The 20,867-nt window shown below is 59.0% G+C and carries 22 protein-coding genes; 8 read left to right on the plus strand and 14 right to left on the minus strand.

Annotated elements, in window-relative coordinates; translation table 11 throughout:
* Window positions 1-1,287: a DUF2778 domain-containing protein gene (locus tag AC5SEO_RS10425; RefSeq protein WP_495363844.1), complete on the minus strand. Its 1,287-nt coding sequence runs from the start codon at window positions 1,285-1,287 to the stop codon at window positions 1-3.
* A gap of 456 nt (window positions 1,288-1,743) precedes the next feature.
* Between AC5SEO_RS10425 and pncA the strand changes: the two genes are divergently transcribed.
* Complete coding sequence (gene pncA / locus AC5SEO_RS10430; protein ID WP_013636493.1) at window positions 1,744-2,370, plus strand: bifunctional nicotinamidase/pyrazinamidase; 627 nt, start codon at window positions 1,744-1,746, stop codon at window positions 2,368-2,370.
* Window positions 2,371-2,377: 7 nt separating this feature from the next.
* On the opposite strand, the gene AC5SEO_RS10435 is transcribed toward pncA, so the two are convergent.
* Window positions 2,378-2,614 carry a DUF2164 domain-containing protein gene (locus AC5SEO_RS10435; protein ID WP_065687191.1) on the minus strand — a complete coding sequence of 79 codons (237 nt, stop codon included), beginning with the start codon at window positions 2,612-2,614 and terminating at the stop codon, window positions 2,378-2,380.
* 181 nt (window positions 2,615-2,795) lie between these two features.
* On the opposite strand from AC5SEO_RS10435, the gene AC5SEO_RS10440 reads away from it, so the two are divergent.
* Window positions 2,796-3,515 (plus strand): AzlC family ABC transporter permease, encoded by a 720-nt coding sequence (locus AC5SEO_RS10440; RefSeq protein WP_174068518.1) that lies wholly within the window; start codon window positions 2,796-2,798, stop codon window positions 3,513-3,515.
* Window positions 3,512-3,826 carry an AzlD family protein gene (locus AC5SEO_RS10445; protein WP_003513172.1) on the plus strand — a complete coding sequence of 105 codons (315 nt, stop codon included), beginning with the start codon at window positions 3,512-3,514 and terminating at the stop codon, window positions 3,824-3,826. The genes AC5SEO_RS10440 and AC5SEO_RS10445 overlap by 4 nt, the downstream gene beginning before the upstream one ends.
* On the opposite strand, the gene AC5SEO_RS10450 is transcribed toward AC5SEO_RS10445, so the two are convergent.
* Complete coding sequence (locus AC5SEO_RS10450; protein WP_174068519.1) at window positions 3,823-5,664, minus strand: aminopeptidase P family protein; 1,842 nt, start codon at window positions 5,662-5,664, stop codon at window positions 3,823-3,825. The two genes, AC5SEO_RS10445 and AC5SEO_RS10450, sit on opposite strands and share 4 nt — an antisense overlap.
* 337 nt (window positions 5,665-6,001) lie before the next feature.
* Here AC5SEO_RS10450 and AC5SEO_RS10455 point away from each other — a divergent pair, with 337 nt between their 5' ends.
* Entirely contained in the window at window positions 6,002-6,175 is a 174-nt protein-coding gene (locus AC5SEO_RS10455; RefSeq protein WP_003513176.1) for a hypothetical protein, read from the plus strand.
* A gap of 150 nt (window positions 6,176-6,325) precedes the next feature.
* On the opposite strand, the gene AC5SEO_RS10460 is transcribed toward AC5SEO_RS10455, so the two are convergent.
* From AC5SEO_RS10460 to AC5SEO_RS10470, 3 genes are all read right to left on the minus strand, one after another.
* The gene (locus AC5SEO_RS10460; RefSeq protein ID WP_174068520.1) at window positions 6,326-7,204 is read right to left on the minus strand and encodes a 50S ribosomal protein L11 methyltransferase; all 879 of its coding nucleotides are present in this window, start codon (window positions 7,202-7,204) and stop codon (window positions 6,326-6,328) included.
* 95 nt (window positions 7,205-7,299) lie between these two features.
* Window positions 7,300-7,899, minus strand: coding sequence for a cytochrome oxidase assembly protein Sco (gene sco / locus AC5SEO_RS10465; protein ID WP_003513179.1), 600 nt, complete (start codon window positions 7,897-7,899; stop codon window positions 7,300-7,302).
* Window positions 7,900-8,042: 143 nt separating this feature from the next.
* On the minus strand, window positions 8,043-8,339 hold the full coding sequence (locus tag AC5SEO_RS10470) for a hypothetical protein (RefSeq protein WP_236762109.1): 297 nt from the start codon (window positions 8,337-8,339) through the stop codon (window positions 8,043-8,045).
* Window positions 8,340-8,424: 85 nt separating this feature from the next.
* On the opposite strand from AC5SEO_RS10470, the gene AC5SEO_RS10475 reads away from it, so the two are divergent.
* Entirely contained in the window at window positions 8,425-8,892 is a 468-nt protein-coding gene (locus AC5SEO_RS10475) for a chemotaxis protein CheW (protein WP_003513183.1), read from the plus strand.
* A 213-nt stretch (window positions 8,893-9,105) separates the two neighbouring features.
* Here the strand turns inward: AC5SEO_RS10475 and AC5SEO_RS10480 are convergent, their stop codons facing one another.
* Genes AC5SEO_RS10480 through gcvA form a run of 3 tightly spaced genes read right to left on the minus strand, consistent with a single transcriptional unit; the run spans window position 9,106 to window position 11,198 of the window.
* On the minus strand, window positions 9,106-9,597 hold the full coding sequence (locus AC5SEO_RS10480; protein ID WP_003513184.1) for a CreA family protein: 492 nt from the start codon (window positions 9,595-9,597) through the stop codon (window positions 9,106-9,108).
* Window positions 9,598-9,643: 46 nt separating this feature from the next.
* Window positions 9,644-10,252, minus strand: a complete 609-nt coding sequence (locus tag AC5SEO_RS10485; RefSeq protein ID WP_013636498.1) for a 3'-5' exonuclease — start codon at window positions 10,250-10,252, stop codon at window positions 9,644-9,646.
* Window positions 10,253-10,295: 43 nt separating this feature from the next.
* Entirely contained in the window at window positions 10,296-11,198 is a 903-nt protein-coding gene (gcvA, locus tag AC5SEO_RS10490) for a transcriptional regulator GcvA (RefSeq protein ID WP_174068521.1), read from the minus strand.
* Window positions 11,199-11,395: 197 nt separating this feature from the next.
* Between gcvA and AC5SEO_RS10495 the strand changes: the two genes are divergently transcribed.
* Together AC5SEO_RS10495 and AC5SEO_RS10500 are read left to right on the plus strand one after the other, a co-directional pair.
* Window positions 11,396-12,328: a DMT family transporter gene (locus AC5SEO_RS10495; protein ID WP_025594031.1), complete on the plus strand. Its 933-nt coding sequence runs from the start codon at window positions 11,396-11,398 to the stop codon at window positions 12,326-12,328.
* A 187-nt stretch (window positions 12,329-12,515) separates the two neighbouring features.
* Window positions 12,516-13,046, plus strand: a complete 531-nt coding sequence (locus AC5SEO_RS10500) for a GNAT family N-acetyltransferase (protein ID WP_162705163.1) — start codon at window positions 12,516-12,518, stop codon at window positions 13,044-13,046.
* A 4-nt stretch (window positions 13,047-13,050) separates the two neighbouring features.
* On the opposite strand, the gene AC5SEO_RS10505 is transcribed toward AC5SEO_RS10500, so the two are convergent.
* On the minus strand, window positions 13,051-13,944 hold the full coding sequence (locus AC5SEO_RS10505; protein WP_174068522.1) for an aminoglycoside phosphotransferase family protein: 894 nt from the start codon (window positions 13,942-13,944) through the stop codon (window positions 13,051-13,053).
* Between the two features lie 64 nt (window positions 13,945-14,008).
* Complete coding sequence (gene ligA / locus AC5SEO_RS10510; RefSeq protein ID WP_115062176.1) at window positions 14,009-16,183, minus strand: NAD-dependent DNA ligase LigA; 2,175 nt, start codon at window positions 16,181-16,183, stop codon at window positions 14,009-14,011.
* 130 nt (window positions 16,184-16,313) lie between these two features.
* Here ligA and AC5SEO_RS10515 point away from each other — a divergent pair, with 130 nt between their 5' ends.
* The gene (locus tag AC5SEO_RS10515) at window positions 16,314-16,928 is read left to right on the plus strand and encodes a LysE family translocator (RefSeq protein ID WP_174068523.1); all 615 of its coding nucleotides are present in this window, start codon (window positions 16,314-16,316) and stop codon (window positions 16,926-16,928) included.
* Here AC5SEO_RS10515 and recN read toward each other — a convergent pair.
* The 3 genes from recN to lpxC form a co-directional block, all read right to left on the minus strand.
* Window positions 16,925-18,598, minus strand: a complete 1,674-nt coding sequence (gene recN, locus AC5SEO_RS10520) for a DNA repair protein RecN (RefSeq protein WP_174068524.1) — start codon at window positions 18,596-18,598, stop codon at window positions 16,925-16,927. The genes AC5SEO_RS10515 and recN overlap by 4 nt on opposite strands.
* A gap of 15 nt (window positions 18,599-18,613) precedes the next feature.
* Complete coding sequence (locus AC5SEO_RS10525; protein ID WP_003513201.1) at window positions 18,614-19,480, minus strand: outer membrane protein assembly factor BamD; 867 nt, start codon at window positions 19,478-19,480, stop codon at window positions 18,614-18,616.
* Between the two features lie 236 nt (window positions 19,481-19,716).
* A complete protein-coding gene (gene lpxC, locus AC5SEO_RS10530) occupies window positions 19,717-20,673 on the minus strand; it encodes a UDP-3-O-acyl-N-acetylglucosamine deacetylase (protein WP_003513204.1) in 957 nt (318 codons plus the stop codon).
* Between the last annotated feature and the right edge of the window lie 194 nt (window positions 20,674-20,867).

A 20,867-nucleotide genomic window follows, 5' to 3' on the forward strand; every position in this document is an offset into this window, starting at 1 on the left:
TCAGGTATCGCTATCGCGTGAGAACATGCTGAGCAGGGTCTTGCCGCCACTCTTGCCACCGCTGCTTGCGAGCGTCGGGCGACCACCATTCAGCTTCGGCACCACGACCATGCGTTTGACTTCGCCACGTTTGAAGGCCGCAAGGAACCGGGAGTAATCCCGGAACACAACGCAGCCATTCGATTCACCGCGTTTCGCCAGCATGTAGGTGTGGGCGAGAAGACCGTCGCGGCCATGCGGATTGACGCCATTTTCCGGCGTCAGACGGATTGCTTCGACGCCATGGAACCGCGCCTCGCGCATCGTCAGACGATAGCTGGAGGGCGGCGTCGAGCCGCGCATTCTCACATGAACATAGTCCGGGTTGTCGCGCATCTTGCCGATGCCCGAATGTGCCTCGAGCTTTTCGCCGTTCGGCATATGAACCAGGCCGGAGGAAATATCGTAGATCGCCGTGCCGTTGCCGCGATCCGGCCACGGAACCGCATCCATCTTGCTCGGCTCGCGCACCGGATTATCAGGTTTTGCAAAGGCGAGCATGCCGGCCGTGCCCTGCCGCGGCTGCTGGGGTGCACGCGCAGGCACCGGCGCATCGAAAGCAGGTGCGGAAGCAACGGCTGCCGGGTGTTCATCGGTCTTCGCTAGAACGGCGGGGCGGGGTGATGGCTCCACCGTTTCGGCAGCCGCAACCTCGGGCCGGAAGCTTGGCAAAGGGACGTCGTCCGGAAGCAGGCTGCTCGCCTCTTCCTCGATCTGCGGGCGCCCTAATGCCACTTCAAATGCCGGATGTTGCGATGCGGCGCTCTGATAGGCGACCTCTGTGGTGCGTCCAAGCGCCGAATCGACGATGGCGGAGGGCCGCAGCGCTGCAAGTTCCTTGACTGTCGCCTGCCCCTTCGCGTTCGCAGCCGCGCCAAAACGCTCGCGGAACTCCTTCTCGCCGATTTCGGGCATGATGCCGGCAAGGCGAACCGCCTTCTGCGGGCCATGGCTGTGGTCGCTCAGACGGGAAAATTTGCGGACGTGAATATCGCGTGCGGCTGCGCCGGAAATCGCAGCCTCGCCAGACTCCAGCCTCGCCACCAGCGTCTTCTCAAAATGCCCGACACCATGCGATGCGGCCGCCATCGTGTGAAGCGAGGCGAAGGCAGCGAAGGCGAACAGACCGGCAAAGGCACCACCGCCAAGCAGAGCGGACATTCGGCCAAGAGAAAAGGATTTGCCTCTCTTGAGGCAAGACGAACCGGCAAGACCGGCGCCATTATAAGCCGCAGCAGAATACGCCATGATACTCGTTACTCGAACCGTTCACGCACACCCGGGCAAAGCCGGAGGGATTTTGGGGCATCCGAACAGCGGGTGGACACCCGGCCGATTTCGGAACTGACTGGTTCGAAGCATGACGAATTATGGTAACCAAAGTGTTTACGAGTCCCTGCAAAAATAATTCGTTAAGGTCTGCGCATTATCGGGCGAAGGCAAAACAATGACTTGCGCGGGCTGGCCATACATCTGCATCGCCTTTTCCCGGAAAATACCCCCGCAGGGCGTCATCGGCCTTTAAAGTTTACGTCGCCACATCGTCAGGTAAATTCCGACTTTGCCGGAAATTTGCTGTAAATGCGGCAGGACTGCGACGGAGCAAATCTATGCCATCAGCCGTCAAGCACATACAAAGCTGGTAAGGGCACTTGATCCGTTGCTGCCGGCTTGGCATCCTGCCGGAAATAAGGGAGGCAAATCATGAAGGCGCTGCTGCTCATCGATATCCAGAACGGCTTTTGTCCGGGCGGCAATCTGGCTGTCGCCGATGGCGACCGAATCGTGCCCGTCGCCAATGCCCTGATCGACAATGGCGGTTACGATCTGATCGTCGCCTCGCAGGATTGGCACCCGGAAAATCACGGCAGCTTTGCCTCGCAGCATGTCGGCAAGAAGCCGTTCGATATGGGTGAACTCTCCGGCAAACCGCAGATGATGTGGCCGGACCATTGCGTGCAGGGCACGCCGGATGCGGAATTCCATCCCGACCTCAAGACGGAGGCTTTCGACTATATCCAGCAGAAAGGCGAAAATCCCGCCGTCGACAGCTATTCCGCCTTTCGTGACAATGATCAGGGGGCAACGACAGGTCTTGCCGATTATCTGACGCGCCAAGGCGTAACCCAGCTCGACATATGCGGGCTCGCCACCGATTATTGCGTCAGTTTCTCGGTGCTCGATGCCCTCGACATGCTGCCTGGCGTCAAGGTCCGTTTCATCGAGGATGCCAGCCGCGGCATCGATCCCCAAGGTATACAGGCGTCGATTGCGGCCATGCGGGAAAAAGGCGCCACCATCCTCAAAAGCCGCGACATTTTGCGCGACTGAGGGCCGGTCATCGCAGCCTCGGCTTCTCCAGCACGTCGATATCGCCTGCCGCATCCTCCAGGCGCCGCAGGATCGCGGCATGCGCATCCTTGAGCCCCTGATTGTAAAAGACATATCCGACTTCTTCGGCCAGAAAGTCGACGAAGATTTCCGCCTGCAGCAAGCCGATCTCGGTTTCGGTCTCCCGGGCCAGATACTCCCGAACACGCGTGGCCAGCACTGCCCTGTCCTGCTTCTCCAGCATTGATCCTCCATTATTCAATCGTTTGGGCGGGGAGCAAAAACCGGGTGAGGCCTTCCGTCCGACGTCGCGTATCGGCGTTACCGTAACGGAAGCTTCAAGGGAATCAATCGATCCATTCATGCAATTTGTTTGCCAGCCGGCCGGGACGGCGATAGAGCGGCGGGCAAGGAGTTCCTGAACAATGTCCAATGCAGATTTCCGCGAAGGCCTCAAAAGCGGCTTTCCGATCGCCCTTTCCGCCGCTCCCTTCGGCGCGCTGTTCGGCGCGGTCGCGGTCGATAACGGGCTGAGCGTCGCCGAAGCGACGATCATGAGCGGCACCGTCTATGCCGGTGCCAGCCAGCTGGTCGGCATCGAATTATTCGGCCAGAAAGTAGCCCCCTGGCTGATCGTTCTATCGGTCTTTGCCGTCAATTTTCGCCATATTCTCTATTCGGCCGCCATTGCCAGAATGATCACCAACTGGACTTTCCTGCAAAAGGCCATCGGGTTCTTCGTACTGGTGGATCCACAATTCGCCGAGTCGGTCAGGAAATACGAAAACACTGGCGTGGTCGGTTTTGCCTGGTACATGGGCTTCGCCACGCCGATCTATATTCTGTGGCTGGTGATGACCATTGTCGGCGCATCGCTCGGCAATCTCGTCGGCGACCCGAAAGCCATCGGCCTTGATGTGCTGTTGCCGATCTATTTCATGGGCATGGTTTTGAGCTTCCGCCAGCGGGAGAATTTTTACCCGGTGATGCTGGCAAGCGCTCTTGGCGCAACCGTTGCCTATCACATCGTCGGCTCGCCCTGGCATGTCAGCCTCGGCGCGCTTGCCGGCATTCTCGTCGCAGTCGTCTATCCGCCGAAACCAACCGGCGAGGCCAATTCTAGAAGCAAGGTGGAAACGCCATGAGCGATCTGCTGCACGCCGACACGCTGATCCTGATCGCGCTCGCCACCGTCGCCACCTATCTTACCCGCATCGGCGGTTATGTTCTGATGACGCGGATGAAATCCATCCCGCCGCGCATGGAGGCGGGATTGAACGCCGTTCCCGTAGCGGTTTTGACGACCCTTGTCGCACCCGCCTTTTTTGAAGGCGGATACGAAGTGAAGATCGCCATGGTGGCCGCTCTTCTGGTCTGCCTGCGTTTCCCCGGCCTGACGATGCTGGCCATTGGCTGGGCCATCGTCGTCGCCATCAGGCACTTTTCTATCCTTTAAGCGCTCCGCTCCAGAGGCTGCGTGGCGGCAACAAGCCACGCCTTCACCTCTTCATCCGCGATCAAAGGCGAGAGCTTTTCCAGAACGCCGGCGTGATAGGCATTCAGCCAGTCCAGTTCGTCGTCGGTCAAAAGTGCCGTGACGACCAGCCTGCGATCGATAGGGCACCAGGTCAGGGTCTCGAAGGATAACATCGGCTGATCTCCGCCCGCGACTTCCGCCGCCTCGCGCACATAGATCAGGTTTTCGATGCGGATGCCAAAAGCGCCGGGGCGGTAATAACCGGGCTCATTCGACAGAATCATGCCCGGCAGAAGTTCCTGCGTCGAAAGCCGAGAAATACGCTGCGGCCCCTCATGCACCGAAAGATAGGAGCCGACGCCGTGGCCGGTGCCATGAGCATAATCCGCACCGGCCTTCCACAGCGCGATACGCGCCAGGGGATCGAGATCGCAACCACGCGTTCCCTTGGGAAACCGTGCGTCGCTGATGGCGATCACGCCCTTCAGCACCAGCGTGAAGAAACGCCGCTGATCTTCCGGGACATTGCCGATTGCCACGGTGCGGGTGATGTCAGTGGTGCCGTTGACATATTGCGCGCCGGAATCGACGAGGAACATCTCACCATCGCCAAGTGTCCGGTCCGTATCGGTGGTGACGCGATAATGGATGATGGCGGCATGTTCGCCCGCGCCCGAAATCGTATCGAAAGACACGTCCTTCAGAGGATTCTGGAGAGACTGCCCCACCTTGGCGCGCGCAGCCTCCAGCGCCTTCACGGCCGCGATTTCGGTAACGCTGCCCGGTTGCTGACGATCCAGCCAGCACAGATATTCAACCATAGCCGCGCCGTCCTGCACATGTGCCGCTGCCGAGCCGGCAAGCTCCGCCGCGTTCTTGCACGCGCGCGGCAAGCGGACGGGATCGGCCTCCTCGATCAAGGCGCCACCCGCCGCCGTAATCGCCCCTGTCAGCGCCACAGGCGTCAGATCGGCGTCCACCATAACGCGGCCCTTGGCGCTGGCAATGGCGTGCAGACGATCGGCGATATTCGATGGCGGCAATTGCGTCGCCAGCTGTGCCAGATAGGCCTCGGCCTCGATACCGGTCTTGCGTTTGTCGAGAAAAATATCAGCCTTGCCATCCGCATAGATGATGGCGCGGGCAAGCGGATGCGGCGTGTGCGGCACATCGTTGCCGCGAATATTGAAAATCCAGGCAATGGAAGACGGATCTGTCACCAGCAGGGCATCGGCTCCCTTTGCCGACACCGTCTCTGCCAGCGAGGCGATCTTTTCCTTCGCCAGCTTGCCGGTGAAGGCTTCCGGCTGAATGACGACGGGCTCCAACGGTTCTGACGGGCGGTCGCGCCACAGCGCATCGAGCGGGTTGTTTTCGAGCAGGACGACGGAACCGCCCTTCCCCGCAAGCGCCTTTTCCAGCCGCTTCAATTCAGCGCCGGTATGCAGCCATGGATCGATCCCGAGCCGAAAGCCCGCAGCCCCGTGCTCCGACAACCAGACGGAAGGCGGGGCACCGACCAGATCACCACCGCTGAACACCGATTGATCGACCTGCGACTTCAACTGCGTGGTATAGCGACCATCGACAAACACCACCGCCTCTGCGCGCGTTACCAGCGCAATGCCGGCAGAGCCGGTAAATCCGGTCAGCCATGACAGACGCTCAGATGATTCAGGTACATATTCGCCCTGATATTCATCGGCACGCGGCACCAGGAAACCATCGATACCAAGGGCGTCGAAACTGGCACGCAGCGCCTCGACGCGGGCCTTGCCGAATTGCGGCGCGGATTTGTTTTCGAAGGTCTGGAACATGGGCATCTTTCGGGAACTGTCATGAGGAAAGCGGTCGGTAACGCCGTCAAATCATTGGCGCGCAACGACAATGCCATGCCGGCAAACCCGGTTTCAAGCCATATGTGCCATCAACCATTACGACAGGCACGCGCGCTGCCATTTACCCCAAAGGCTGAGACAAGACGCCGCTAAATTGAGCAATTTTCCCAAAATAAGTAATATTGAAAAGCCGCAGACATGCGAAAAACGCATATCTACCTTGAAGCAAGACCCCTAACCAAACAAAAACACATCGCTTATCTTCAAGCCAACACAGCGAGAGACACACTCTCCTGGCAAACAAGGATTTGAAGCAATGGCAAAATCTTTCCTCCGCACCGCTTTCGATCGCGTCATTGAAGCACGCGAGCGTCAGGTCAGCCGTCATGTCAACGCAGCCCTGCTCAACCTCGACGACAAGTCGCTCGAAGCGCTCGGCATGAACCGCGCCGAACTTCGCCGCACCGCAAAGTCCAGCTACGTATTCTGATCACTTCGGGCGCGGCGATCCTCCCTCCACCGCGCAGGAACAGGAATACGTCGACCCGCTTGAGCGATTCTCCTCCAATATGCTCGCGGGTTTTCAGGCGGCGCGAAAGCGCCGCCTTTTCTTTGTCCGGAAACGGATGCTGCTAAAGCGTCAGTCCTTGCGCAGATGCAGCGTGACCCAGCCATTGCGCCAGATGGTGCGGACGTGGGAGAGCCGCGCGCCATTATAGGCCGCAAGCACCTTCCAGCGCTGCGATGCGAGAATTCCCGACAGGATGACGGTGCCGCCGGGCGCCAGATGCGTGACAAGCTGCGGCGCCATCTTGATGAGCGGCCGCGCCAGAATATTGGCGATGATGAGATCGAACGGGCCGTATTTGCGGAAAGCGTCGGAGTGGAAACCCGGAGCGGTTTCAAGTGCCAGCCCGGAGACGATGCCGTTCAGCCGCACATTCTCTCTGGCCACGCGCACCGCGATGGGGTCAATGTCCGTTGCGAGTACCGGAATATGGCGCATCTTGCGCACGGCAATTGCCAATACACCGCTGCCGGTGCCGAGATCGAGCGCATTGCGCACGGTCCGCGCCCGCAGAACATCCTCGATCATCTCAAGGCAGCCCGCTGTCGTGCCATGATGGCCGGTGCCGAAAGCCTGACCGGCCTCGATCTCGATGGCCAGATCGTTGGGCTTGATCTTATCGCGATCATGCGCGCCGTGAACGATGAAGCGCCCTGCCCGTACCGGTTTCAGCCCCTCGAGCGACTTGGCGATCCAGTCGATGTCGGGAACGATCTCCTTTTCGATGGCGAGGCCGGGAAAGGCGGGAGCCAGCAAGGTGTCGATGCGCTCGCGGAATTCGTCTTCATGCTCGGCCATCAGGTAAACCGAAGCTTCCCAGATGTCGCGTTTCTCATCCACCTCGGTGGTGGCGATCGCGACATCCTCCTCGCCGAAATAGTCCGACATGAGATCGAGGATTTCACCGGCCTTGATTTCGGTCGTGGTGACGTAAAGTCGGATTTCGCTCACGGCAGGCTGCTTTCTCTAGCTAAGGTTCTTAAGGCTTGCATTTGCCACAAAACCTCCGCCAGTCCAATAAGCCAGGCACAATTATGCCGTCTCGTTCACCCCTTCAGCAGATTCTGGAGCTTCTGCTCGGCAACATCGGGGTTCTCGCCATAGGCGATGGTGCCGGAAAAACGACCATTGGCGTCAAGCAGGATGACGGAAGCCGTGTGATCCATGGTGTAGTCACCATTCGGATCCTTGTCATCGACCGGCACCTTCTTGGCATAGATGCGATAGCCTTTCAGCGTTTCGGCAATCTTGTCGGCCGGACCGGTGATGCCGGTGATCCGTTTCGAGACGTTGGAGACATATTGCTGCATGAGCTCAGGCGTATCGCGCTCGGGGTCTACGGATACGAAATAGGCCTGCAGCTTGTCGCCGGCTGGGTCTACCTTCTCCATCCAGCCGTTCAGCTCGAACAACGTCGTTGGGCAGACTTCCGGGCAATGGGTGAAACCGAAAAAGAGCGCTGTGGGCTTGCCCTGAAACGCCTTTTCGGTGATCGGCTGACCGTTCTGCGCCGTGAGTTCGAACGGCACGCCATAGGCCGTTTCCACCATTTCCTCACGGGTCTTCGTCATTTCGAGCGTCAACCAGCTGACGACGCCGACAAGAACGACCACCACGGCCCACAATACGATGCGAATATTTCTCATTGTCCTAATCCTACCCCCGAAGGCCGGCCGCATGACGTGGGCCTCCATCGTCTGATAACGAACAGCGGTGGCGACGGCAAATCAACTGGGCGTATTTGCGTAAACCGCGCTGATTTGTCACAAAGCCGGGACGGGACGGCAGATTACAGACACCAGGCGATGCCGCTTTGCACGGCGGAGAGGAAAATATCCGTGCCGTGTCGCACCCAGCCATCAAAGGCAAGAAGCACGACGGCAAGCGAGGCCGCTACCGCAAGGCTTGCAAGAATAAACTTCAGCGGATTGGCAACGAGTGCGTTCATGCGTCTGTTATAACCTGTTTGCACCGGCACGAAAACCGCCAAAATACTGGGTTTTGCGAGCGCGGCACCGCCAATTGTTAGGGAAAGTTTAAAATCTTGCTGTGCAATATGGCCATAGCGGTTTTTAAGTTCCGACATGATGTCTCCCGGTCCATTCCGGCCACCGCATAAAGCTCAATCATGCATGGGCCTGCCTAAGAGCCGCCAGAGGAAACCTGCCGTCATGTCCAACGCCATCAAGCAATCCGGCGCATATCTCGAAATCGTTTCCTTCCATCTCGGCGGTCAGGAATTCTGCATCGACATCATGGCGATCCGCGAAATCCGAGGCTGGGCGCCGGTTACCCCGATGCCGCACACGCCGCCTTATGTTCTCGGCCTCATCAACCTGCGCGGCGCCGTCATCCCCGTCATCGACATGGCAGGCCGCCTCGGCATGAAAATGACCGAACCTTCCGAGCGCTCCGCCATCATCGTCACCGATATCGGCGGCAAGCTGGTCGGACTTCTGGTAGAACAAGTCTCCGACATGATGACCATCCGCTCCGAAGACCTGCAGCCGGCGCCCGACATCATTCCCGAAGAACAGCGCAACTTCTGCCGCGGCATCGTGGCGCTGGAAAAGAGCATGGTGTGCTTCCTCAACCTCGACACCGTGATTGCCGACGAGCTGGCGCGCGAAGCGGCTTAATAGAGCCGGTGAGGTTTTGATAATATAACGCGCAGGTTCCACAGCTTGCCCTGAGGGGCACGGCAGGGTCGGAAACCTCTCCTCCGTCATGCTCGGGCCTGTCCCGAGCATCTACAACCTATCGATTTTACGATACGTGATTTAATCCTCGGGACAGGCCCGAGGATGACGTCGCGGGTGAATTATGGTGTCAGCAGTACCAAGGGCAAAGCCTCAAGGCTTGCCCTTTTCCCACGTCACCTGCTGGTTGTAGAGCGGTACCGTCGAAATCGCCATCTTGGCCGAGCCATCCTTCAGCTCGCGCGCATGGACCAGATAGATCAGCGTGTCATTCGCCTTGTCGTAAACGCGACTGACGACCAGCTTCTTCCACACCAGCGACATGCCCTGCCGGAAAACCTCTTCACCGCCCTTCGACAGATCGATATCACCGATTTCGACCGGTCCCGTCTGGCTGCACGAAATGGCGTTGTTGGAAGGGTCCTCAAACCAATTGCCATTTTTCAGCCGGTCGATGACGCCACGATCGAAATAAGTGACATGGCAGGTCACGCCCTTGATCTTGGGATCGGCAATCGCCTCGATGACGATATCGTTGCCGATCCAATCGACACCGACCTTACCGACGACCTCCGAATGCGCAACCGTCACCGGAAACAACACCAGAAAGCCTGCAAACAAACCCGAGAGCGTTTTCATCGTCATCGCATGTTCTCCGTTATGCTACTTCAGACATAGGTGTGGGGAACGGTTACGCAACCCGCGAGACAACACGTTTTTTCATGCTGCAAGGCTGATAGCCCGTGGAAGTGAGACGGCCGGCAACCATGCCGATCTTTTCCGGCAGGTCGCGGATATGGTCAACGCGCAACGCCCTGGCCGCCGCAATCGATGCCGCAGCGCAGACGACAGCATCTTCGGCGGCGTTATGGTGCACGAAACGCAACTGAAGGTGATGGGCAATCACATTCAGCTTGTGCGACGCCAGCTGCGGCCAGACATGGCGGGCAATCTTGACGCTGCACAGATAGGAAAGATCAGGATAGGACTGCCGGTATTTATCGAAGGAAGCCCGCATGACGCTGAAATCGAAGGCGGCATTGTGGGCAATCATCGTGGCGCCGTGGAAATCGTCGATGAATTCCTCCATCACATCAGGGAATTCCGGCGCATCCTCTACATCGGCAGGGCGAATACCGTGCACGGCAATATTGAAGGGCGAGAACCGCATGTCCTTCGGCCGGATGAGCCGTTCCTCGACGCGAACGATCTCACCGTCTTCTATCCACGCAAGCCCGATGGAGCAGGCGCTACCCCGTTCCTCATTGGCGGTCTCGAAATCGATGGCGATGGTTTTCAAGAGTGATTCCCGTTGTTTCATTCCGGCATAGACCGGATTGGCGTCAAAGAGAACCGGCTTCGGTAGATCCCGCTTCCGCAAGCATCCAGTCAAGCAGCCTCACAAGATCGGGATTATCAAGCATGCGCCGTGGATAAACCAGGAAATAGGCAAGCGTGCTGGCAATGTCCGTGCCGAAGGGAGCTATCAGCGCTCCCTCGGCAAGTTCGCGGGAAACAAGCGATCGCCGCGTCAGCGCAACACCATGCCCGGCCTTGGCCGCATCCAGCGCGCCGTTGCTGTCGATGAACACGGTGCCCCCGGAAGCATCGACCTCTGTAGCGCCCGCCGTTTCCGGCCAGCGCCGCCACTCGTTGCGGTTTTCATCGTGCAGAAGCGGCACGCATTTCAGATCACCGGCCACCCGAAGCGGGCCATATTTTTCAAAGAGTTGTGGTGAGCAGACCGGCAAGGTGCTGTCGTCTATGAATCGGATGCTTTCCAACCCTTCATAGCGACCAAAACCGTGACGCACGGCCAGATCGACATCGTCCCTTGAGAAATCCACCAGCCGGTTCGTCACGCTGATACGAACATCCACTTGCGGATGTTGTTGCTGAAAGCCGGGCAATCTCGGCATCAGCCATTGCACCGCAAAAGTTGGCGTGCAGCTTAACGTTAAGACCGTAATCTCTGATCGCGCCGTCAGTTCCGCCGTCGCCTCGCGCATCATCCGGAATGCGGTGCGAAGGGAACCGTAATACCGCTCCCCTTCCCTCGTCAGCTGGATGCTGCGCGGCTTGCGGACAAACAGCTGCACGCCAAGGCGGGCTTCCAGCTCCCGGATTTGCAGGCTGACCGCGCCGGGGGTGACGTTTAACTCGTTGGAGGCAAGCGTGACACTGCGGTAGCGCGCCGCAGCCTCAAAGGCCTGCAATCCTTTCAAGGAAGGGAGTTCTGCAACCATGGTTTAGCTGAGCTCAATTATCCGACGAGAAACTATCGTTTGAAAACAACATAATATGAGGAGTAAATAGATGCAACGGGCGCGGACGGAACCAAGATTGCCAGACGACTGATTGAGGTAAACTCAACCGATATCGGGTGGCTGAACGTGGCGTTCTCTGTGACTATTTCAATTTTCCAGCGGTGGGAGAGACGAAGGTGGCAATACAAAAACAGATGGATGCCAGCGAATGGGGGATGCTTGTGGCGCTCTCGCTGCTGTGGGGCGGATCGTTCTTTTTCATCGGCATTGCCGTCAAGGAACTGCCGCCGGTCACCATCGTCACGCTGCGTGTCAGCCTCGCTGCCACGGCACTGCTGATCGTCTGCCGCATCATGGGCCTTCATCTGCCACGGCAATGGGCCGTATGGCGCGCCTTTTTCGGCATGGGCCTGCTCAACAACATCATTCCCTTCTGCCTGATCGTCTGGGGCCAGACCCATATTGCCAGCGGGTTGGCCTCGATCCTCAATGCGACGACGCCGCTCTTTACCGTCATCGTCGCCCATTTCCTCACAGCCGACGAGAAGATGACGGGCAACAAGCTGGCGGGTGTTCTCATCGGTTTTGCCGGCGTGGCGACGATGATCGGCCCGGCAGCCTTTGGCGGTGCGATCTCCGGCCTCTGGGGTCAGATTGCCATTCTCGGCGCAGCTATCTCCTATTCTTTCGCGGGCATATTCGGCCGCCGCTTCAAGGCCATGGGCGTGCCGCCACTGATGACCGCCACCGGCCAGATATCGTCCTCGACACTGATGCTGATCCCCGCCGCGCTCCTCATTGACAAGCCTTGGACGCTTGCCATGCCGAGCCTCGGCACCTGGGGCGCACTCATCGGTATCGCGCTCTTGTCCACGGCCTTGGCCTACCTCATCTTCTTTCGCATCCTTGCAACTGCCGGCGCTACCAATCTCGCGCTCGTCACCTTCCTCATTCCCGTCAGCGCCATCCTTCTCGGTTCGCTCATTCTCGGAGAACAGCTGGAAATCAAGCACTTCGCTGGAATGGCGATGATTGCCGCCGGCCTTGCCGCGATTGACGGCAGGCTGCCGGCAAAACTAAGAGATTTCCTGCGCAAGGCCCCCGCTTGACAGTGACAGTTCGTAAAAGCATTCTCGCCATCATGATCGCTATCAAGACGACGACCACCCGCCATATGACGATGACCGGTCAACCGGCAGGGAAAGGCATGTCCGCGCACTGAGCGATCAACATCCACCCCTGCCGATAAGAGCAGGGGTGTCACGCCTGCTCCGAACGCGCCACAAGGAGACAGGCATGAACATGAAACCAGCGGATATTACAAACAAGCCATTTGATCTAAAGGACGTTGTCCTTCGCGCCACCCGGCTTGAAGACGTCGAAGCTTTGACGGAAATGCTCAACCTTCCCGGCGTCCGGCACGGCACCCTTCGGCAGCCTTTCCAGACGATTGAAAAGACGAGGAAATCGATAGAAAACCGAGCCCCTACCGACATTGTCATCGTCGCGGAGTGGCACGGAAAACTCGTTGGTAACGCCGGATTATATCGCAGAGCGGGCAGACAGTACCATGTCGCCGATCTTGCGATGTCCGTTCACGACGATTTCGTCGGAAAGGGCGTCGGTTCAAGGCTTCTGACGGCACTCATCGACGCGGCCGATAACTGGCATGATATCCGTCGCATCGAACTGAATGTCTTCACCGACAATCTCGCCGCCCTCCGGCTCTATGAGAAACTCGGTTTCGAACGCGAGGGCACCTTGCGCAACGATGCCTATCGCGACGGCAAATATGTGGATGCCTACGTCATGGCGCGTCTGCGCTGATGTTTCAGGCGGACAAATGATCGGCAATCACTTCCCGAATGGTCCGACGTGACCATTCGGCCAGTTTCTCATCACGTCCACGTTGAGCCTCAAGCGTGATCAACGCCTTCCACAGCGCCCAGCCGCGCCCGCGCTGCCATGTGGCATTGTCGAGATCCATCGCCAGGCGAAAGACGTTCCGGCTTTCGGCGTCGAGCACGTTCCATGCCAGAATGAGATCGGAAGATGGGTCTCCGACGCCGGAACTGCCGAAGTCTATGACGGCTGAGAGGCGGCCATCTCTCACCAGCAGATTGCCTTCGGCAATATCGCCATGCACCCAACCGCCCTGGCCCTGCCAGCTGCTCGAAAGAGCAAGCTGCCATATTTCCGTGGCCAGCCTCTGATCGACCTCATCGGCGAGGCGCAACGCCGCCGCCCTCGCCTCGCCGTCATAGACCGCAAGCGACCCACCGCGGTGGAAATTGTGCTCGCCCGCAAGCGGACCATCCGTCGCATCGATGCCCTGCAGGGATTTCAAAAACGCTGCTACGTCGACGGCTATTGTTGCGAGATCTATATGCCCAAGATGCCGGGCGAGAGGCTCGCCTTCAAGCCAGCCATAAACGGACCATGGAAACGGATAATCTTGTCCCGGCTCACCAATCGCCAATGGCTTTGGGATCGGAAGAGGCAAAAGAGGCGCAAGCTTCGGCAGCCAGCGATGCTCCTTCTCCACCTGTGCCACATAGCGGCCAGCGCTCGGCAGGCGAACGAGCATATCATCACCAAGGCGGAAGCTGCGATTATCCCAGCCGCTCAGTTCCACCGGCCTGACATCAAGCCCCGCCCATTGCGGAAACTGGCTCGCGATCAGAGCCCGCACCTGCTGCGCCGAGATAACGATGCGGTCATCCATGTCCCGTTCCCCGTTTCAGGATGAGACCCATAGCGGCGCAAAACAACGAGGCGATGACGGTGCTTCAGCCACCGATCAGCGCCAGCCACTCGTCCTCGTCCATGGTTTGAACGCCCAGCTCCGCCGCCTTGGCAAGCTTGGAACCTGCCCCCGGCCCGGCCACCAGAATATCCGTCTTCTTCGATACGGAACCGGCCACCTTGGCGCCCAGACTTTCCGCACGGGCCTTGGCCTCGTCGCGCGTGAATTTTTCCAGAGACCCTGTAAAGACCACCGTCTTGCCCGCTACCGGGCTGCCTTCGGTCGAGGGCTTCTCGGCCTCCTTCGGCCGCAGCTCCCGTATCAGCCGGTCGATGACATCGAGATTGCGCGGTTCCTTGTAGAATTCGATGATGGCGCGCGCCACGACCTCGCCGATGCCATCGATACTGTTGAGTTCGGCCCAGGCATCGCTCGCCGGGTCGGCTGCCGCCTTCATGGCTTCCTCGAAATGCTCATAGGTGCCATAGGAACGCGCCAGAAGCTTCGCCGTGGTTTCACCGACATGACGAATGCCGAGAGCGAAGATAAGCCGATGCAGATCGATCTCGCGGCGGGCATCGATGGCATCGAACAGTTTCTTGACGCTGACCTTGCCGAAGCCATCTATGTTTTCGAGCTTGGTAAGATGCGATGCCTCCTGACGCGCCTTCAGCGTGAAAATATCAGGCGCGGTCTTGATGGAGAGGGCCGGATCCTCGCTTTCGAAGAAGAAATCGATCTGCTTGGTACCCAACCCCTCGATATCGAAAGCATTGCGTGAGACGAAATGTTTCAGATGCTCGACCGCCTGCGCCCGGCAGACGAAACCGCCGGTGCAGCGCGTGACCGAATCGAGCTTGCCGGTCTTTTCATTGCGCTCCCGCACCGCATGGCTGCCGCACACAGGACATTTCTCCGGAAACGCATATTTCACCGCCTCAGCCGGGCGCTTCTCCAGAAGCACATCCAGCACCTGCGGAATGACATCGCCTGCACGCTGCACGATGACAGTATCGCCAATGCGGATATCATGATCCTCGGGCCGAATGCGCTCGCCGCTATTGCCGATACCCTCGATGTAATCGGCATTGTGTAGCGTCGCATTGGTGACGACGACGCCGCCGACGGTAATCGGGGTGAGGCGCGCAACCGGTGTCAGCGCGCCGGTGCGCCCTACCTGGATTTCAATGTTCTCGACCGTGGTGAAGGCCTGCTCGGCCGGAAACTTGTGTGCGGTGGCCCAGCGCGGGCTGCGCGAACGGAAACCCAGCCGTTCCTGAAGGTCAAGCCGGTCGACCTTGTAGACCACGCCGTCGATATCATAATCGAGATCGGGTCGCGCGACGCCGATTTCATTATAATGTTCAAGCAATTGTTCGGCAGAGGTGAATCGCTTCATCAGCGGATTGACCGGGAAACCCCATTCCCGGAATTTCTCGACGATACCATATTGCGTGTCGGCAATCCGCGTCGGCTGCCCGCCATTGGAAACCTCGCCAAGCGCATAGGCAAAGAACCGCAGCTTGCGTTTCGCCGTCACCTTGGCGTCAAGCTGGCGCAGCGAACCGGAGGCCGTGTTGCGCGGGTTCACATAGGTCTGCTTGCCATCGGCCTCCATCTGGGCATTGAGCGCCATGAAGTCGCTCTTGGCCATATAGACCTCGCCGCGCACCTCCACCACATCGGGTACATCGGCAGGCAGCTCGTTCGGAATTTCCTTGATGGTCTTGATATTGGCGGTGACGTTCTCGCCCGTCGTGCCGTCGCCACGTGTTGCTGCCGTCTTCAGCTTGCCGTTCTCGTAGCGGATGGACATGGAAAGTCCGTCGATCTTCGGCTCGGCGGTAAAGGCAATCGAATCATCCGGCAGGTGCCCGAGGAAGCGATAAACCGAACTGACGAAATCGCGCAGATCACCTTCAGAAAACGTATTGTCGAGTGACAGCATCGGCCGCGCATGCACGATGGGCGCGAAGGTGGGAAGCGGCGTGAAGCCGACTTTCTTCGAAGGGCTGTCGGCCCGCACCAGCGCCGGGAAAGCCGCCTCTATGGCATCGTTGCGCCGCTTCAGCGCATCGTAGTCCGCGTCCGAAATTTCCGGCGCGTCCTTGCCATGATAAAGCGCATCGTGGCGGGAAAGCTCGGCTGCCAGAAATGCCAGCTCGGAAGAGGCCTCAAGCTCGGTCAGGTTTTCGACGGGAATCTGGTCTTTCGACATGGAAGAAGCCTCACGGATGAATCTGCAATGCTTTTAGCGAATTATTGGCAAACGCAAAACCATCCTCGCTTTTCAACAGGCGGGAATCCGCTATTCTGAGCATCCGGATGAAACGGAAGCCGGAGCCCCCATGGAACTCACCACCCTCATTGCCTTTGCAGCAGCCTTCTTCGTGTTCGCGGCCAGCCCCGGCCCGGACAATATGACGATCGTCGCCCGCACAATCACCCATGGTGCCGCCTCCGGCCTCGCCTATGGGGCCGGAACCGTGGCAGGAATATTGATATTCCTCACGCTTGCAGCCTTCGGCCTGTCGATCCTCGCCGCCGAAATGGGAACGGTGATGGCGGTGCTGCGCTATGGCGGCGCGGCCTATCTCATCTGGATGGGCTTAAAACTCTGGACAGCGGAACCTGTGGTTCCCGATCTGCAATCCTTGAATGGCCGACATAGCCTTCTTTCGATATTCGCCACGGGAACCGCGCTCAATCTCGGAAATCCGAAAATGCCGCTCTTTTACGTGGCATTGTTACCGAACGTTGTCGGCGCCTCGCTGACGGTCGATCACCTTCTGGCGCTGGCATCCGTCATCGTCGTGGTGGAGGCGGTTGTGATCGGCGCTCATGTGGTTCTGGCTGTGCGGGCAAGAAAGCTGCTGCGTGAGCCAAGAATCGTCCGCAGGGTGAACCGGGCTGCGGGCGGCGTCATGATCGGCTCCGGCGTGGCGGTTGCCGTCAGCCGTTAATCCTTGGCGGCAAGCAGGCGGGCGGCGGCAGCCCTCGCCTCATCGGTCACCGAGGCACCGGCAAGCATGCGGGCGATTTCTTCGGTGCGATGTTTCGGCTCCATGGTAGCGACACGCGTGGCGATGCGCTCGGTGCCGTCGCCGGAGGGGCCTTTGGAAATGAGAAGATGTGTGGCCGCCCGCGCGGCCACCTGGGGCGCGTGGGTGACGGACAGAACCTGCACGGTTTTCGACAGACGACGCAGCCTCTGGCCAATGGCATCTGCCACAGCGCCGCCAACGCCCGTGTCGATTTCGTCGAACACCAGTGTCGGTGCCGAACCACGATCCGCCAGCGCGACTTTAAGCGCCAGCAGGAAACGGGACAATTCGCCACCAGAAGCGACTTTCATGATCGGGCCGGGCCGCGTTCCAGGATTGGTCTGAACGTGGAATTCCACGATGTCGATACCGTCAGCCGTCGCTTGCTCCGGGTCGGAGCTGACTTCGACGGTAAAACGTGCCCGCTCCAGCTTGAGCGCCGGAAGCTCCGCCATGACAGCTTCGGAAAGCGCGTTCGCCGCATTGTGGCGTTTTTCGGAAAGCGATTTGGCCGCGTGGTCGAACTCGGCTTTCACAACGCCGAGGTTGGCTTCAAGTTTGCCGAGCTTTTCTTCGCCCGCATCGAGGTCGGCAAGATCCGCGACCATTTTTTCCGCAAGCGCCGGCAGATCAGGCACCGCGACATTATATTTGCGTCCGGCGGCGCGTAGCGCAAACAGCCGTTCCTCCACCCGCTCCAGCTCGCGTGGATCGAACTCGGTGCGGCGAAGTGCGGCCTCCACTTCCATCTGCGCGTTGGAAAGGCTGTCGAGCGCGGCATCCAGCAATTGCACGGTGTCTTCCAGCAATCCCGGCGCCTCGTGGCTCTTGCGTTCCAGGCGCCGCATCATGGATGCGATCATGGGCACTGGCGAGGCGTTGCCGTTCAGGAACTCGCTCGCTTCGGCGATATCACCGGCAATACGTTCGGATTTCTGCATCACCGCCCGACGTTCGGCAAGCTCCTCCTCCTCGCCGTCGCGCGGCGAGAGCACCTCAAGCTCCTCGACGGAGGAACGCAGATAGTCCGCCTCTCGGGCAGCAGCCTCAACCTTGGCGCGATGGGTTTTCAATGCCCGCTCGGCGTCCTTCCATGTGCGGTAGAAACCCTGAACGGCACGGGCATCGTCGCTCAGCCCGGCAAAAGCATCCAGCAGCGTACGGTGGGCATCGGTATCGACAAGGGCGCGGTCGTCGTGCTGGCCGTGAATTTCGACCAGTAGCTGCCCCAGCTGACGCATCATCTGCACGCTGATGGCCTGATCGTTGATATAGGCCTTGGTGCGTCCGTCTGCGGATTGAACCCGGCGGAAAATCAGGTCGCCATCGTCATCGAGGCCGTTTTCGCGCAGGAGATGCCGTGTGGGGTGGCTGTTCGGAACTTCGAAAGTGGCAGTGACCTGTCCCTTCTCTTCCCCGTGGCGCACCAGACCGCCATCGCCGCGGCCCCCGAGGGCCAGCGACAGGCTGTCAAGCAGAATGGATTTGCCCGCGCCCGTCTCACCCGTCAACACGGAAAGGCCCGCCTCAAAGCCGAGGTCGAGCCTTTCAATCAGAACGATGTCACGAATCGAGAGCTGGACCAGCATGGCCTATGCCCTGTCTCAGGCGCCGATAAGCTTCTTGCCGGCGCGCGAAATCCAGGACCCCTTGTTTTCACGCGGCTCCAACCCACCGCCCTTCAGCAGCTTGTAGGAATCCGCATACCATTGGCTGTCGGGATAGTTGTTGCCGAGAACGGCGGCAGCAGTCTGCGCCTCGTCGGAAAGACCCATCGCATAATAGGATTCCGTCAGACGGGCCAGCGCTTCCTCGATCTGGTTGGTGTTCTGGTATTGCTCGACGACGATACGGAAACGCGAAACGGCGGCGAGATATTCCTTGCGCTCAAGGTAATAACGGCCGACCTGCATTTCGCGGCCGGCGAGCTGGTCGCGGGCGAAACGGATCTTGGCCTGCGCGTCGGCGACATATTCCGAATCAGGGTAGTCGTTGACCACCTTGCTCATCGCCTCGACCGTGCGCTGCGCGGCGCGCTGGTCCTGCGTCACGTCGGAAATCTGCTTCGAATAGGCAAGACCGATCATGTACTGAACGTACGCGGCATCCTTGGAGCGCGGATACTGGCGCAGGAAGCGGCTGCCCGACGCGATGGCCACGTCGTTCTTGTTGGTGCGAGTGGCGATGAAGGTCTGCATCACAAGCGCCTTCTGGCCCCATTCGGTGAAGGGATATTGCTTGTCGATCGCCTCGAACTTGCGTGAGGCTTCCGTCATGTTGCCGGCGTTCATGTTTGCAAGCCCCTGCTTGTACAGAACGTCTGGCGGATCGGTCTCGACGCCGAGCTTGGTAATGTCGATATCCGGATCGGACTGGCAGGCCGTGACGGCAACACTCGCACCGACCAACATCAACGAAACGGCGATCCCCCGCATCGTACCCTTCATTGCACCAGACCCTACATGCTTCATTCGACAGTTCCCACTTCCCGCGCAAATACATAAGCATCGGCTTTGCACTGGCGTTTCTAGCCATAAAAGCATCTGCAGGGCAACGCAATGATGATGCATTAACGCATTTTTATGGCATCGGCCCATGCAATCGCATGAATATCAGGCGGTATGACAAAACATCCCGCCCCTCATCGTGAAAAAGCCGCCCCGAAACGGAGCGGCTTTTCCTGTCAATCAATAGCCTGCAAACAAACTCAAGCGGACCAGGGTGCAAATTCCGGCATGTTGACCGGGACGAATTCGCGGGCACGTACCTGGTTGCGGGCGGCCGGAGCCTCCACGATCTCATAGGCCGAGCGGTCGCTCAGCAAAGCCTTCAGCGCGTTGGCATTGACCTTGTGGCCGCCGCGATAGGAGCGATAGCAACCGATGAACTGCGCACCGGCAAGTGCCAGGTCGCCCACGGCGTCCAGCGTCTTATGGCGAACGAATTCGTCCTTGGCATAACGCAGGCCTTCCATGTTGATGACGCTGTTGTCGTCGGAGATGACAACAGAGTTTTCAAGCGAGGAGCCGAGTGCGTAACCAGCAGCCCACAGGCGCTCCACGTCACGCATGAAGCCGAAGGTGCGGGCGCGCGAAAGCTCGTTCTTGAACGTATCCGCCGTCAGGTCGCCCTTCCAGGACTGCTTGCCGATCAGTGGCGTGTCGAAATCGATATCGACCTCGAACCGCGTGCCGTCGTAAGGGCGGAATTCCGCCCAGGACGCACCCGAATCGATGCGCACCGGCTTGATGACGCGGATATAGCGGCGCTTCACACCAAGGTTCTTGATGCCAGCCGATTCGATCGCATCGATAAATGGCGCAGAGCTGCCGTCCATGATCGGCACTTCCGGACCGTCGACCTCAACGACGAGGTTATCTAGGCCCATGGCGTAGATGGCGGCCATGACGTGCTCGACCGTTGCCACTGACTGGGATAGCGAGCGGCCGAGCACGGTGCACAGATCGGTATTGCCGACGTTGGAAGACACCGCCTTCAACTCGGTTACGCTGCCATTTTCATGAAGGCGCTGAAACACGATGCCCGTTCCTGCTTCTGCGGGCTGGAACGTCATCGAAGCCGGATTGCCGGAATGCACGCCAATGCCCTTGAGCTGAACAGCATTTGCGATAGTCGTCTGAAATCCGAGCAATCCGATAGTCATGCGTATATGCCTTGTTTTGAAAACCGCGCCGTATATTCAGCGCCGTTCAAGTTTTTCAAGCCGGTTTCAACAACCGGCAAGGTCAATGTTTTCCCTTACCCAGCCTCATACATACGCACATGAAAGTGCCAGGACAAATCACTGTTCGTTTCGGATTGTTACACGCACAAGCCATTGAAAAGATGAATTAATTT

The organism is Agrobacterium sp. K11 (genome assembly GCF_059429395.1).

Coding starts and splice junctions, on each gene's coding strand:
- AC5SEO_RS10425 (WP_495363844.1), bottom strand. CDS start 1,287: ATGGCGTATTCTGCTGCGGCTTATAATGGCGCCGGTCTTGCCGGTTCG.
- ligA (WP_115062176.1), bottom strand. CDS start 16,183: ATGTCGAAAGACCAGATTCCCGTCGAAAACCTGACCGAGCTTGAGGCC.
- lpxC (WP_003513204.1), bottom strand. CDS start 20,673: ATGACTATCGGATTGCTCGGATTTCAGACGACTATCGCAAATGCTGTT.
- AC5SEO_RS10455 (WP_003513176.1), top strand. CDS start 6,002: ATGGCAAAATCTTTCCTCCGCACCGCTTTCGATCGCGTCATTGAAGCA.
- AC5SEO_RS10480 (WP_003513184.1), bottom strand. CDS start 9,597: ATGACGATGAAAACGCTCTCGGGTTTGTTTGCAGGCTTTCTGGTGTTG.
- AC5SEO_RS10450 (WP_174068519.1), bottom strand. CDS start 5,664: ATGTTCCAGACCTTCGAAAACAAATCCGCGCCGCAATTCGGCAAGGCC.
- AC5SEO_RS10515 (WP_174068523.1), top strand. CDS start 16,314: ATGGAACTCACCACCCTCATTGCCTTTGCAGCAGCCTTCTTCGTGTTC.
- AC5SEO_RS10440 (WP_174068518.1), top strand. CDS start 2,796: ATGTCCAATGCAGATTTCCGCGAAGGCCTCAAAAGCGGCTTTCCGATC.
- AC5SEO_RS10505 (WP_174068522.1), bottom strand. CDS start 13,944: ATGGATGACCGCATCGTTATCTCGGCGCAGCAGGTGCGGGCTCTGATC.
- AC5SEO_RS10435 (WP_065687191.1), bottom strand. CDS start 2,614: ATGCTGGAGAAGCAGGACAGGGCAGTGCTGGCCACGCGTGTTCGGGAG.
- recN (WP_174068524.1), bottom strand. CDS start 18,598: ATGCTGGTCCAGCTCTCGATTCGTGACATCGTTCTGATTGAAAGGCTC.
- sco (WP_003513179.1), bottom strand. CDS start 7,899: ATGAGAAATATTCGCATCGTATTGTGGGCCGTGGTGGTCGTTCTTGTC.
- pncA (WP_013636493.1), top strand. CDS start 1,744: ATGAAGGCGCTGCTGCTCATCGATATCCAGAACGGCTTTTGTCCGGGC.
- AC5SEO_RS10470 (WP_236762109.1), bottom strand. CDS start 8,339: ATGTCGGAACTTAAAAACCGCTATGGCCATATTGCACAGCAAGATTTT.
- AC5SEO_RS10525 (WP_003513201.1), bottom strand. CDS start 19,480: ATGAAGCATGTAGGGTCTGGTGCAATGAAGGGTACGATGCGGGGGATC.
- AC5SEO_RS10445 (WP_003513172.1), top strand. CDS start 3,512: ATGAGCGATCTGCTGCACGCCGACACGCTGATCCTGATCGCGCTCGCC.
- AC5SEO_RS10500 (WP_162705163.1), top strand. CDS start 12,516: ATGAACATGAAACCAGCGGATATTACAAACAAGCCATTTGATCTAAAG.
- AC5SEO_RS10475 (WP_003513183.1), top strand. CDS start 8,425: ATGTCCAACGCCATCAAGCAATCCGGCGCATATCTCGAAATCGTTTCC.
- gcvA (WP_174068521.1), bottom strand. CDS start 11,198: ATGGTTGCAGAACTCCCTTCCTTGAAAGGATTGCAGGCCTTTGAGGCT.